The following is a 13,698-nucleotide window of genomic DNA, read 5'->3' on the forward strand; positions in this document are numbered from 1 at the left end:
TATCCAACACATTAAGGAACTTGTCGTAAAAAGTAGGGGGGTTATTCAAATGACGCAATCCAAGACAGACCCTCGAGTTGTGCGTACTCGCAAGTTAATCATGGATTCTTTCATCGAGCTTTCGGGAAAAAAGGAATTCAAGGATATAACCATAAAGGATATCACGACAGAGGCGATGATTAATCGCGCCACTTTTTATTATCATTTCGAGGATATTTACGACTTATTGGAAAAGGCGCTATCGGAAGTCCTGTTAGTGGACTTAAACTACGATTTCTACCAAAACGACGAGCTAGACGAAGGGGCTTTCGTTCGAATTTTCAAAGCCGTAACGGATTTTCAAAAGTCGTTATCGGCCCGCTGCCATAGAGGTTACGAAGACACCATTGCCCGCATTATTAGGGAACAGCTCGAAGTCATTTTTTACAAAATGCTGTTAAAGCAGCACGAAGCCGAGAAGGACGAGGCTCTAAAAATTACGGCCGTTCTATTAAGCTGGGGCATTTACGGGGCTTCAGTGGAATGGAGAAGAGAGGGGCAGCACAGACCGCCGGAGGAATTCATTAAATTCGCATTTCCTTATATTCAACATGGCATTAAAGGGAGAACGGGGCACAGCGACGAGTCTTGAAGCAGCAAAGGGTGCGGGACGAATTTAATGTGCTACATAAGCTGGGGGAGGAGGGCAAAGAAAGTGCCTTGCTGCCTTCAAGCCGTGGAGCTAAGGCCAAAAAAGTGCCCTGACGTTACCCAAGCCGTGGAGCGAAGGCCAAAAAAGTGCCCTGACGTTACCCAAGCCGTGGAGTGAAGGCCAAAAAAGTGCCCTGATGTTACCCAAGTTGCGGGGCGAAGGCCAAAAAAGTGCCCTGACGTTACCCAAGTTGCGGAGTGTAGGCCAAAAAAGTGCCCTGACGTTACCCTAGTTGCGGAGCGAAGGCCAAAAAAGTGCCCTGACGTTACCCAAGCCGTGGAGCGAAGGCCCCAAAAGTGCCCTGACGTTACCCAAGCCATGGAGTGTAGGCCAAAAAAGTGCCGCGGCGCTAGGGGAGCGCCATTTTTTATTGCATAAAACAATAAATATATATTGTATAACACTCAATATTTATTGATAAACGATAAATTCGGGGATATAATAACACTGAACCTATCCAAGTGAGGTGTTATTGATGAAACGTGCATCCACATTGTTTCTGAAGATTACGGTGTTCCTGATGGGGTTGCCGCCGCTTGCTCTATGCGTGGCTGTGATCCTTTCCTTAGTTAGCGGAAACAACGAGCAATTTCCAGGCAAGATGTATCCAGCGGATGCCGGTTTTTTTGTAGCGATTATCCCGTATTACATCGCGCTGTACCAGGCGTATAAGCTGCTTGGCTATATTGATAAAAATGTGGCCTTTTCCGAGCTGTCGGTTCAGGCATTAAAGAAGATCAAATATTGCGGATTCAGCATTTGCCTTATTTTTCTGGCGATGGAGCCTTACTTGTACATGATGGCGGAGCAAGACGACGCCCCGGGCCTTATCGTACTGGGGTTGGTCGTCGCCTTTGCTTCGTTTGTGATCGCGGCATTCGCGGCCGTGCTTGAAAGATTGCTGAAGGATGCGATTAACATCAAGTCGGAAAATGAACTCACGGTGTGAGGTGAAGGCTATGGCAATCATCGTCAATCTGGACGTTATGTTGGCGAAACGGAAAATGAGCGTGACGGAGCTATCTGAACGAATCGGAATCACGATGGCGAACCTGTCCATCCTGAAAACAGGGAAAGCCAAAGCGATTCGCTTCTCCACCTTGGAAGAGATCTGCAAAGCGCTCGAATGCCAGCCTGGCGATATTCTGGAATACAGCGGCCCACGCGCATGAAGGAACCGCCGCGGACAGCGGCGAATAAAACGAGATAGCCAAAAAGAGGAATGGAATGAGCAGATGTGACAGAGAGAGGGAGCATGGCATTGAAAATCCCGAATTCGCAGCTGTTGGCCGCTTTTCCGTGTTTACGCGCGGTTACCGCGGAGGAATGGGCAGAGGCGCAGCCGACTGTGCAAAGGTTCCCTGCGAAGACGGCCATACTCCAGCGAGAGGAGGCCGCCTTGTTCGGGATGTTCCTGCTTAGCGGGTCAGCGCGTATCAACCGCATAGATGAGGAGGGGCGGGAATCCGTCATGGGCATACTTGAACCGGGCCAGGTATGCGCGCTGCTCGTGCTCAGCGGTCTCAGCGGACGCGATTATCCGGGTACGATTCGGGCCGAATCCGAGGTGGAGGCGCTATTCGTGGCGAAGCGCAGCTTTCTCGGCTGGCTGCAAATCCATGATGAAATTCGGACCGCGGTGTTCGGCGGCCTGCTTGATGGAATGCTTCGCATCGGCGAGCAGGCCGGAGAGCAGCGGTCCGAGCCTTTGGACGCGCGTCTGGCGAAGGCGCTGCTGCGCGCCTCATCGGGGCGCGAGTCCCTGCTCGTCGTCACGCATCAAGAACTGGCGACGGAGATCGGTTCGGTCCGCGAGGTCGTCAGTCGTGCGTTACGTCGCTATCGAGGCCATGGGCTGATCGAGACGGGGCGGGGCTGGGTACGGATTGTTCGCCGCGACGGGTTGGAAGCTCTGTTAGGTGACTAGGTCACGGAAGTAATGCGACTCTCCTGATAGGATGGGGTTGAACCTATTCAACCCCACCTTTAGGAGGAACGATCCATGAATCAACTTCAACCGGGCATGAACGCCCCCGTATTCGCAACCGTCGACATTAACGGCAACTCTGTCGCTATCGATAGCTATCGAGGCCGCAAAGTACTGCTTGCTTTTTTCCGCTTCTCCGCCTGCGCGCTGTGCAACTTGCGCGTGCAGCAATTCATTGGCCGATACCCGCAGTGGCAGAGCCGGGGCATGGAGGTCATCGCCGTCTTCGAATCGCCGCTAGCTAATATGAAGACCTATGTGGGCGCTCAGAACGCTCCATTCGCGCTGATCGCCGATCCGGAAGCGGCGCTGTATGATCTGTACGGCATCGAGACGTCCGAAGAGAAGGTGCAGTCCACATTGGCCGATGCCGGCACAAAGGTCCGCATTGCCGAGGCGGCGGCCGCGGGATTTAAGCTGACTCCCGAGGAGGGCTCCAATTTCCACCGAATTCCAGCCGAATTCATCATCGATGACAACGGGATTGTGAAGGTCGCGCATTACAATCGGCTGATTACCGATCATCTCGACTTTGCGGAGATCAACCGCTTCGCCGCCAACGAATAGCCTATCGCACAAGCCCGGCTCCAATCAACGGCTATAGCTGCCTCGCCGACGTACGAACGGGGCGGGGAGCTGAGCCTGCTTTTTTCGCGCCGATCAGCAGCATGCTTGTAATAATCAGCAAGCCGCCCGCCCATTGCTCATACCCAACGGACTCTTGCAGGAAGAGCAGGGATAACAGCATGGACGTGAGAGGAATCATTCCGGAAAAGGCAGCGGTCGTATAAGCGTCGCAGCGCTTCACGCCTGCGTAGAAAAATACAAAAGCGAGCGCGGTTACGATTAGCCCATACCATATTAAAGCCAACCATTCCCTCGTTCCTATCCCCTGCAAGTTGCCCAGAGGATTTTCCCACAACGCCGGAATTGCGGACAATACGAAAGCGATCGCAGATACGAGCAGCGTTTGTACGATCGGATGGATCTGAATCGTTGTATCGTGCAGTTGCCGGACTCTATGCCTTCTTGAAAGGATACTAAAGGTAGATTCGCTGGCCGCAGCGCATAGAATAAGGACATTCCCCCAAGTATGCTGCATAGCGAATGCCGCGGAATTCAGATTCACCCCCTCTAGCAAAGCAATGCCTAGAACCGTGCCGGCAATGCCGATTGCCGCCCAGCCTGAAGGCCTCTCCTTTAGAACAAAGTAAGCCAGCAGGGATGTGATGGCAGGCGTCGTTCCGATTAAGATGCCTGCTTCAACCGTACTTGTCAGCCCCACTCCGAGCAGCAGGAAGATCCGGAACAGAAAGATGCCGAAGAAGGCCTGCAGCAGGAGCATTTTCCAGTCGCTTCTACCGAGCAAATGAATCGTTTGAACGGTTTTCCTCCCATAAAAAGGCGATAAGCACAAAAGCATAATTCCCAGGCTAACGGAGGTTACCGTAAAGCTGCCTAATTTCTCGAATAGGAGATATCCCGTAATGACCGAAGTGCCAGCCAGCGAAAAGGCGAGCAGTAAATAAAGTTTCCCCTTCATCTTCCTCATCTCCAACCCTTTTCTATGCGATCCCGTACGGCGGATTACTGATATAATTATGTCGTGGGAACTGGATTGCTTTAAGGGCCAGTACAGACATATTTCTATTGGGCCAGTTGGGAGGAGCTCTCATGTGGGGAATCGAGCTACGCGATAAAAGCGAAATCAGCCTGGCGCGGCAGATTTTCTTGACGCTGAAGCAGCGCATATTGGCAGGTCAAATTGCCCAGGGCGAAGCGCTGCCGTCCACGCGCGAGCTGGCCAAAGGGGTGGGGGTTTCCCGCAATACGGTCAGCGAAGCGTACGACATGCTGTGGACGGAAGGCTTTATTGTCAGCCGCCAGGGAGCGCCGTCGCGCGTCGCGGAAGGGCTGCAGATTACATCCGGCAATGCTGCGCCTAACCCGGAAAGAACAAAAGAACCAACGCCGATTCTATGGGATTTCAAAACCGGGCAGCCGGATCTGTCCCTTTTTCCCCGGCAGCTTTGGAGTCAGATGATTGGTCAAGCGGCGAGCCATCTGTCCGTTCGACAATTGGCCTACAGCAGTCCAAGAGGCTATTGGCCTCTCTGCGAGGAAATCGCCCATTGGCTGCTTCGCAGCAGAAGCATGGAAGTAGATCCGGAGGATATCTTTATAACGTCCGGCGCGACGCAAGCTTTGCATTTGCTGGTTGATCTTCTTTATAGGGAGGGGCATGCTTTTGCCCTGGAAAGCCCTTCCCATCAGGGGATTCGCACCGTTATCGGTGATAGGGGATATCCTCTGCACTGGATGCCGGTAGACAACCAGGGCGCGGACATCTCCACTCTACGTGATCAAAACGTTGCGGCGGTCTACGTCACTCCGTCCCACCAATTTCCGCTTGGCGGCATTCTTCCCGCCGGGCGCCGCGCCGCCTTGATCCGCCTGGCCATGGCGAACGATTTCTATGTCATCGAGGATGATTACGACAGCGAATTTCGCTATGCCGTCGCTCCCGTCAGTCCGATTTATTCGATGGATTCCTCTCGCGTCATTTATGTGGGAACGTTCAGCAAGACGTTATTCCCCGCGCTCCGATTAGGATTTGCGATTCTGCCGAAGCCGCTGCAAGCGAGATGGAAGCATCATCGGATGTATATGGATGTGCAAAATCCGATATTGGAGCAGATCGCGCTGGCCGAATTTCTGAATAAGCGAAAAATGGATAAGCATGTACAGCGAATGAGGCGCGTATACGGCGAAAAAAGAAACGTATTGCTGCGTTCGGTGGAGCGCAGCTTCGGAAGCTCCGTACAGCCTTGGGGAGACGTCTCTGGCTTGCATGTGGCGCTTCAATTTCCGGGAATGGAGTTTGGGGAGTCGTTTATTCGAGCTTGCAGGGAGGCAGGCATAAGAATCGCTTCGGTATCGCAGTATTGCTCCATTCCCGGCGATCATCAAGACAAGCTCCTTGTGGGTTACGGCCATTTAAGTCACGGGCAGATCGAGAAGGGGATCGAGGCTCTGCACGAATTTATTGCAAGAGGCGTTGAGGGGAGCTGAAGGATGGCTGAATGGACGCGGCGGCAACAGGTTCGCTCCAACCGTGCATCCGACTCGTGACCGGCTCTTAATTTACGGTCTTCCGGGGTTTAGGATTAATATGGTATACTGAAAGTAAGATTGATAAAGGAGCCGTGCGGCTAACACGACTCCCCACAACAGCCGCTTTTAAGGGCGGTTGGCTTCCAGTCATACGGTCAGAAATAAACCGCAACCTTGAGTGAGGGCGGTTTATTTCTTTTTATGGAATGAAAGTATAAGTACGATCAGTGTCGCAAATGAAATCATTAGCGCCAATGCGTCTTTAACCTCCAGGGGCATCACCTCCCTTCCGGGAGACTAGCCAACCGCCCTCAAAGCCTATACTGTTGTATTCCAATTATACCATATTTTGTTGAAAGAGCGGCAAATGTGTCGCTCATTTCTATATTATGCCGTCTAAATGAAAGGCCGCTTACAGGGACATTGCAAGGCTCATCTCCGGTCCGAACCTCATAACGGATTCTATCTTATCGGAAAAATCTCAATTTTTCGACGAATAAAGTGAAATCTCATCCTCGACTAGCGAAATATCCCCCTTTGAGATTACCGAAAATATAATAAAATCTCAGGTGAGGAGGTGGGGAATTTTACCGTTAAGTTGTTTCTTGTAAGCACTTTCATATCATGGAGGAGAAGAGATAATGAGATCAAGCAAATGGATTGGCATGCTATTAAGTTTTGCGCTCGTTTGCACATTGCTCCCCGGAATGACTTTCGCCGCAGCGACAGGAGCGCCAGGCAACCCTAGCATTAAACAGAGCAATTGGAACAACAGTCCGAACTATGCAATCGGCTTTGACATGTGGTGGGGCAACAACGGAACTTCCTGGAAGCTGTATGAGAACGGCGCCGTTATTTTCACAGGCACGCTGACCGACAATTCGCCGAACGGTCAATCTGCGAGTTACTCTTTCACGAATAAAGCGTCCGGCACTTATGTGTATAAAATAGATTTGATCAACTCTTACGGCACGACGACATCGGGCAATTTGACGTATACGGTGGCAGGCGGCACGACGGACAACCAGCCTCCGTCCGTACCAACCGGTCTAGCGGCGTCGAACATTACGCAGAATTCGCTGACGCTGTCGTGGACAGCCTCGACTGATAATGTAAGCGTTACCGGGTATGAAGTGTATCAAGACACGACATTGCTGGGCACAACGGCCGCGACGACGTATAACGTGACAGGATTGACGCCTAACTCGTCTTACTCTTTCACCGTTAAAGCGAAGGACGGAGCGGGCAACATCTCAGCGGCAAGCGCGGCGCTAACCGCAACGACCGAAGCGCCGGATACCACGCCTCCGTCCGTGCCAACCAGTCTGGCTGTGTCGAACGTGACGCAGAACTCGTTAACTCTGTCGTGGATCGCTTCGACGGATAATGTCGGCGTTACCGGCTATGAGGTGTATCAAGGCACGACATTGCTGGACACGACGGCCGCGACGACGTACAACGTGACAGGACTGACGCCTAATACGTCTTATTCCTTCACGGTTAAGGCGAAGGATGCGGCGGGCAACATCTCGGCGGCAAGTGCGGCGGCAAACGCCACGACCGAAGCGCCGGACATCACGCCTCCAACGGTGCCAACCGGTCTTGCGGCGTCGAATGTCGCGCCGAATTCGCTCACTTTGTCTTGGGCGGCTTCGACCGATGATGTCGGCGTTGCCGGATACGATGTCTATCAAGGCGCGACATTGATCGGCACATCGGCGACAACAACGTACAACGTAACAGGACTGACGCCGAATACGCCTTACGCCTTCACGGTTAAAGCCAAGGATGCGGCAGGCAACGTCTCCAATGCAAGTACCCCGCTGTCCGTTACGACGCCAATCGGTCCGGTCGATCAAGCGGCCTGTCGTCCGGAAGGCTTGTACGATTCCGGCGTCGCGGGCATCCCTTACTGCGACGTTTACGACGTCAACGGCCGCGAGAAGCTGCCGAACGGACTGGAACGCCGCATCATCGGCTACTTCACGTCCTGGCGCACCGGAACGAACGGCGAAGCGCGGTATCTCGCTTCCGACATTCCGTGGACCAAGCTTTCCCACATCAACTACGCCTTTGCTCATATCAACAGCAACAATCAAGTTTCCGTCGGCAGTCAGTCTCCGACCAATCCGGCGACCGGCATGACTTGGCCTGGCGTTGCAGGGGCGGAGATGGACCCTGCTTACTCCTACCAGGGACATTTTAACTTGTTGAATAAGTTCAAGAAGCAAAATCCGGGCGTCAAAGCGCTCGTCTCGGTCGGCGGCTGGGCGGAAACCGGCGGTTATTTCGACGATAACGGCCAACGCGTATCCAACGGCGGATTCTATACAATGACGACAAATGCGGACGGTTCGGTCAATCAGGCGGGCATCAATACGTTTGCCGATTCGGCTGTCTCCTTCCTTCGTCAATACGGCTTTGACGGCGTAGATATCGACTACGAATACCCGACGACAATGAACAATGCCGGCAATCCGCTGGATTGGTCCTTTTCCGGGGCGCGTCTGAAGGGGCTCCAGGCTAGCTACGACGCGCTGCTGAAAACATTGCGCACGAAGCTGGACCAAGCGTCCGCGCAGGACGGAAAATATTACATGCTAACGATCGCCTCGCCTTCTTCCGGTTATTTGCTGCGGGGTATGGAAACATTCCAGCAGCTTAAGTATCTGGATTACGTAAACGTGATGAGCTACGATTTGCACGGCGCTTGGAATAAATTCGTAGGCCCCAACGCCGCATTGTTCGATGACGGCAAAGACGGCGAGCTGGCGGGGGCAGGCGTATATAACATGGCTGAATACGGCGGAATCGGCTATCTGAACACGGATTGGGCGTATCACTATATGCGCGGAATGATGCAAGCCGGACGCATTAACGTCGGAGTTCCGTATTATACCCGCGGCTTCAAGAACGTAACGGGAGGTACGAACGGCCTCTGGGGTACGGCGCCTTCAACGACATGTCCGGCGGGCTCGGGTCTGACCGCTTGCGGTGACGGTGCGGTCGGCATCGACAACCTCTGGCACGATCTGGATACCAACGGCAACGAATCTCCGGCCGGTTCCAACCCGATGTGGCATGCCAAAAACCTGGAGCACGGCATTCTCGGCTCTTATCTGGGCAGCTACGGACTCGGTTCCGCCACGCTGACAGGCACCTATGCGCGCCATTACGATGCAACGCTTGTTGCGCCGTGGTTATGGAACAACACGAAAAAAGTGTTCCTCTCCACCGAGGATGAAGAATCGATTAACGCGAAGGCCGATTGGGCGATCAGCAATGGCATCGGCGGTCTGATGATCTGGGAGCTGGCCGGCGACTACGACTGGGACGCAAGCAAAGGAGAATACGGCGTAGGTTATACGCTGACCAACGCCATTCACAGCAAATTCTCGAACACGACGCCTTACGGCAATACGAATTCCGCCACGCCGCTGCCTGCGAACAAGCTCAAAGCGAAAGTGGAGTTTACCGCCTTTAAGCTGGGCGATCAGAACTATCCGATCAACATCAAAATGAAAGTGACGAACAACAGCGATATGACCATTACCGGCAGCTCGGTTATCGAATTTGACGTGCCGACCTCCGTCAACCCGCTGTTCAAGAGCTGGAACGGCGATCAGGTCAGCATCGTCTCGACCGGTCATACCGGCAACAACATCGGCGGCTTGGACGGAGATTTCCACCGCGTCGCCGTAACGCTGGCGAGCTACAAGTCGATCGCCCCGGGCGCATCCGAGCTGTTCGACCTCGTGTACTACTTGCCGATCAGCGGTCCGGCGAATGCGACGATCACGATCGGCGGCGTGAAATACGCTGTCATTCCGTAACTGCCGAGCCTTTAGACGGGTAGCCGATCATGACTCACAACGATTCCAATTCCGTGAGGGAAGTTAGTCGAAAAATCATACAAAGCAACTTGGATTAGGTCTAAACGCGGACGTTTGTTCGAATATTCGTACAAAGCAACTCAAATCTGGCTCAAACAACGGATGTTTGTAGGGAAAATCGTACAAAGCGACAATCGGGCGATTACCAAATAGAAACGAGGAGAAAGACGTTGGGAAATATGGTTCCCAGCGTCTTTCTCCTCATAAGGATACACCTAACCGTAAATCTTCAACTCCTTGTGCAGATCGTGCATCATTTTCCCAAGCGGTTTCGTTCTCATGTTCTCTTTTGTGATTTCAGGTCCGAAGATCATTTTTTTGAGTTCTTTATCCGTCAAACCGACTCGCTCCAGCATTTCTTGAAGCTCGTCCTTTTGTGTCTGATTGTACATTTGCTCTTTCTCGACCAATTCGAGCACTTCAGTGCTATGTATTTGGTACGCTTGTTCGATTTTCATAGTTTCGATGTTGTTTTTTAGATTTCCATCCGCGGTTATTTTGATCCTCATATCTTTCGGCGTGGTGCCTATATAGGAGAACGTTAAGTCTTCGATCCAATTCAAAGAGCCGTCAAAAGGGGAGGCGAATTTTAAGGCCTTGTCGCTCTTGACTCTGTTACAGTTGCCGCAGACGGGAATGAGATTGTATAGACAAACCGAGAAGAGAGGAAACGCTGATTTATTGAAAAAATGATCCAACTGCGCCCCCGAAACCTTCTTCCCTCGACAGTTTATGTAATCCCTATTGCAATAAGGGCAGACGGTAAGGCCGGTATTCTGGACGATTCTCACACGCAAGGATGTACGATCAAGCGTTGAACCTGCAAGAGACGAGTAGCAGTCATGGATAACCCGGTACAGCCTTCTCATACGCGTTTTCTTTCCGTACATGCTGAAGCACTCGCGGTTCATACGATCGATCGTCGTACCGGAGATGTAGGCTTCGGCCGCTTTTAGTTTTTCTTTCCGGGCAAGAATTAGAGACTTAAATTCATTGTCGCTGCCGGCGAAAAAGTCGGGCGGCAAATACTTTTTGCAGCTGTCCATAAATTTGCCGCGGTCAAAAGCTTTTAACTTTTTATCGACTGCGTTCCAATATTCAGTTTCGAATTTCTCGGAATACGGCTCAAGTTGGATCATAGTCTCACTCGCCCTCTTCTAGCTGCTTAATTTCACGGTCAAGCTTATCTCTTTGCTTGCGCAATTGAGCTAACCTGTAGAGCTTAACCAGCTCGGATTTGTCTAGCGCATCCATCAGCTTCTCTCGATAAATAGGCTCGCCGATTTTAAGAATTAAACGGCCTATTTTTTCAGCGTAGTCCTCCGGCTCGATAGGCTGGTCATAATACCGACCTAGCTCCTCGCCGATTTTTACCGTTTCGCCTTCTCTAGGGAAAAGCCATCTCGTAATATTTTCGATCAACATTTTGCTATAATCGCCTATCGTAGAAGACATAAAGAAATTGTGTTTGAGAAGCTTGTGAATATTTTGCCCGAAGGTTTGTTCGAAGCTTTTCTTTTCTTCCGCTAGATAAGCAATATCCTCGTTGAGAACATCGGAAATCATAAACGGCGAATTTGTCGTGATCACCACCTGGATCCGTGCTGCAGTTTCGGTATCGTGAATGAAGTCGATGAGCGTAGCGATATACTTCCTCTGCCACTCGGGATGGTAATATAGCTCGCCCTCATCAATAAATAGAAGCGCGGTTTCGTCCTCCTGCAGCAGCTCATCCTGGCTGAATACGTTTGGTCCAATTAAAGGCTCCAAACGTCCCATGTACTTCCGATGACCCTCCAAAAACCAGTAAAGCTTGGCTAGAAAAGAAAACTTGGCGTATTGGCCAGACGAGAAATGCTCCAGCTTGGCATCGGGCGCGGCGAGATACGGTTTGAGCGATGAAAGCTTCTTGCCGATCTGCGTTACCGTAAGATCCATCTTTGCCAAACCCAATAATTCACTTTTTAGTGTAAATGTACGATCTGTCGGCATATCGAAATAGGTTTCCAGTCCTGTCGCTGACAAAGAATCCAAAAATACCAACTGGTAGCACAGGTCTTTGTTGATCGTAGGGGGATCGTTGATCGGCATTGATTTTTCCGTAGCTTCCCGCATTTTTCGCTGTCTTAGGGTTTCAATGTCTTTTCTCTTGCGAATAAAGCTTGCAGCCTCCGAATAATCGGCCTGCCCGAGACCGCTAAGAGATTTGGCTAATTGCTTCTTATCGTTCTCTATATCTTCCCGCAGCGTCATTTCTTCATCTGTAAACAGAAAAGTTTGGTGAACGCTGAGCATGCTGGAAAAATAGACGACTCTGCCTAATTCATGGGCTCTTTTATAAGTGCCGTTTACAAAAGGCATTGCTCCCGAGACGACGACAGCTTTAATATTAGTCAAATAATAGGGCTCATCGTCTAGGCGGAACACAATCACAAACTCGCTGCCTCTGTCGAATAAGCCATAGTTTCCATAATCGGATTCGTCAACATAGCCGTTGCTGCAGGGAATTTCGCGTATATCTATTAGATAAAGAAGCCGGAAAAAGGTATCTCTTAGAAAATCCACCGTACTGGTTTTTCCCGTTCCGTTTTTGCCTACGATACAGGATAGAGAGTGAATCTTTTCTCCATAAAAATGTGAAATATCGGGCGGTTCCGAGAGGGCTTTGAGTTCTTTCGCGCTGCAGTCGTAGGTGAAACGGTGATCAAAATCAACCGGCTGCTCTTTTACCGCTCTGTACGAATTAAGGAAAAGCAGCGAAAACGTCAGGCGATTGTAAAGATAGGAATCCGTGACCTCGTTGTTACCTCCATAAACAAGCTCGGATAATTTCTGTTCCATTTCTCTTGGCCGGTAGTCCTCCAGCATCCAGTCGCTGTAAATAAATTCAAATTGCATGTCGGGGTACGGCCGATTGGTGGAAGCAATTGAAATCTGGTGATTGGCAATATCCAGAGCTACGTTAATCACCGGTTTGCCATCGACAACGAATTGACGGGTTGGCGAACACTCATTAGTCCAATAAGCGTAGATGCTGTCCAGAGCGTCGTTTGCGATAACTCCGATTTTATCCTCTTTCAGTTTTTGTCTGTGAAAAGGATCTAGTAAGCTGAGATTGCTGCTGTTCCCGTATTTTTCGTAAATAGCGTTTGTCATGGAATTAGTCAGAAGGATACTGTCCAGGTAACTGAATTTATAGATCGTTTTTTTCTCGGATGCAAGGGATGCATGATCAATGATCGTGAAGATTTGATGCCTATACACTTTGTTGGTAATGATTCTGTATAAATCGTATTCCCGCAGCAAGAGGTCGACGATCTCAATGGGCAGACGATGGATGTACTTCCGGATCAACTCTATGCCTGAAAAAGCAAAGCCGACGTCGCCGGACGTTCCCGCATTGGAAACATGAGTATATAAAGCCTTTGCGACGGTTTCATTGTTCTCGACATTATTACTAGGATAGTACCGACATAGCAGCTCGATGGCTTCCTGATTGTCGAAGAAGCTGCCGTAGAAGTCTCCGTAAAACTCAACCAAACCGGAGTAAAGCAATTGTTCGATTGCCCCGTTTTCTGCTTTTAAGATATCGAGACCTTCCGTGCCCCCGCTCCTCAGAATGCTGTAGAAGCCGTAAGCCATATGCCGACGGCCCAGCAAGCTTTTATATCCTTCATGCCCAATAAGCTGGCCGTGGTTCGAGATCATGGACATCATAAGCTGCTTGGCAAAATGCCGTACATTATTTTCGTAGGTATCGGTTACAAAGTTTTTCTTGTGCTCCTCTTTAATAGCGTCTTCTTCCAAATTAAATACTCCGTGAAGTACGTCTAACAGCTTCTCCGCATCCATAACGTCGATATTGTCTAATAACGCTCGGCCTTTGGGTACCTCGTTCTTAAAGTGGGCTATCGTTTTTTTAATGTCTTTTAGCCATTCCAGTGCCAAATTGAATCTCTCCTTGAATGTCCATGAATGCAACGGCTGTGGTAGGATAAAAATAGAAGAAGGAG

The 13,698-nt window shown here is 50.8% G+C and carries 11 protein-coding genes; 7 read left to right on the forward strand and 4 right to left on the reverse strand.

Annotation, left to right across the window (positions count from 1 at the left end):
- Nucleotides 1–49: 49 nt before the first annotated feature.
- The 5 genes from DFP98_RS23200 (at nt 50) to DFP98_RS23220 (ending at nt 3,245) form a co-directional block, all read left to right on the forward strand.
- On the forward strand, nt 50–631 hold the full coding sequence (locus DFP98_RS23200) for a TetR/AcrR family transcriptional regulator (protein WP_116062994.1): 582 nt from the start codon (nt 50–52) through the stop codon (nt 629–631).
- Between the two features lie 535 nt (nt 632–1,166).
- Nucleotides 1,167–1,640: a DUF2975 domain-containing protein gene (locus tag DFP98_RS23205; RefSeq protein WP_116062995.1), complete on the forward strand. Its 474-nt coding sequence runs from the start codon at nt 1,167–1,169 to the stop codon at nt 1,638–1,640.
- Nucleotides 1,641–1,650: 10 nt separating this feature from the next.
- Entirely contained in the window at nt 1,651–1,863 is a 213-nt protein-coding gene (locus tag DFP98_RS23210) for a helix-turn-helix domain-containing protein (protein ID WP_116062996.1), read from the forward strand.
- A gap of 83 nt (nt 1,864–1,946) precedes the next feature.
- Nucleotides 1,947–2,618 (forward strand): Crp/Fnr family transcriptional regulator, encoded by a 672-nt coding sequence (locus DFP98_RS23215; protein ID WP_116062997.1) that lies wholly within the window; start codon nt 1,947–1,949, stop codon nt 2,616–2,618.
- A 75-nt stretch (nt 2,619–2,693) separates the two neighbouring features.
- Nucleotides 2,694–3,245: a redoxin domain-containing protein gene (locus tag DFP98_RS23220; protein WP_116062998.1), complete on the forward strand. Its 552-nt coding sequence runs from the start codon at nt 2,694–2,696 to the stop codon at nt 3,243–3,245.
- A gap of 31 nt (nt 3,246–3,276) precedes the next feature.
- Here DFP98_RS23220 and DFP98_RS23225 read toward each other — a convergent pair whose 3' ends face one another.
- Nucleotides 3,277–4,221: a DMT family transporter gene (locus DFP98_RS23225; protein ID WP_246016662.1), complete on the reverse strand. Its 945-nt coding sequence runs from the start codon at nt 4,219–4,221 to the stop codon at nt 3,277–3,279.
- Between the two features lie 131 nt (nt 4,222–4,352).
- On the opposite strand from DFP98_RS23225, the gene pdxR reads away from it, so the two are divergent.
- Nucleotides 4,353–5,750: a MocR-like pyridoxine biosynthesis transcription factor PdxR gene (gene pdxR / locus DFP98_RS23230; RefSeq protein WP_116063000.1), complete on the forward strand. Its 1,398-nt coding sequence runs from the start codon at nt 4,353–4,355 to the stop codon at nt 5,748–5,750.
- Nucleotides 5,751–5,981: 231 nt separating this feature from the next.
- Here the strand turns inward: pdxR and DFP98_RS40310 are convergent, their stop codons facing one another.
- A complete protein-coding gene (locus DFP98_RS40310; protein ID WP_220377153.1) occupies nt 5,982–6,071 on the reverse strand; it encodes a putative holin-like toxin in 90 nt (29 codons plus the stop codon).
- 362 nt (nt 6,072–6,433) lie between these two features.
- On the opposite strand from DFP98_RS40310, the gene DFP98_RS23235 reads away from it, so the two are divergent.
- On the forward strand, nt 6,434–9,625 hold the full coding sequence (locus DFP98_RS23235; protein WP_116063001.1) for a glycosyl hydrolase family 18 protein: 3,192 nt from the start codon (nt 6,434–6,436) through the stop codon (nt 9,623–9,625).
- A 275-nt stretch (nt 9,626–9,900) separates the two neighbouring features.
- Here the strand turns inward: DFP98_RS23235 and DFP98_RS23240 are convergent, their stop codons facing one another.
- Together DFP98_RS23240 and DFP98_RS23245 are read right to left on the reverse strand one after the other, a co-directional pair.
- Nucleotides 9,901–10,824: a hypothetical protein gene (locus tag DFP98_RS23240; protein WP_116063002.1), complete on the reverse strand. Its 924-nt coding sequence runs from the start codon at nt 10,822–10,824 to the stop codon at nt 9,901–9,903.
- Between the two features lie 4 nt (nt 10,825–10,828).
- Nucleotides 10,829–13,633: an AAA family ATPase gene (locus DFP98_RS23245; RefSeq protein ID WP_116063003.1), complete on the reverse strand. Its 2,805-nt coding sequence runs from the start codon at nt 13,631–13,633 to the stop codon at nt 10,829–10,831.
- Nucleotides 13,634–13,698 lie beyond the last annotated feature (65 nt).

Source organism: Cohnella phaseoli (genome assembly GCF_003386235.1).
Classification (GTDB): domain Bacteria; phylum Bacillota; class Bacilli; order Paenibacillales; family Paenibacillaceae; genus Cohnella; species Cohnella phaseoli.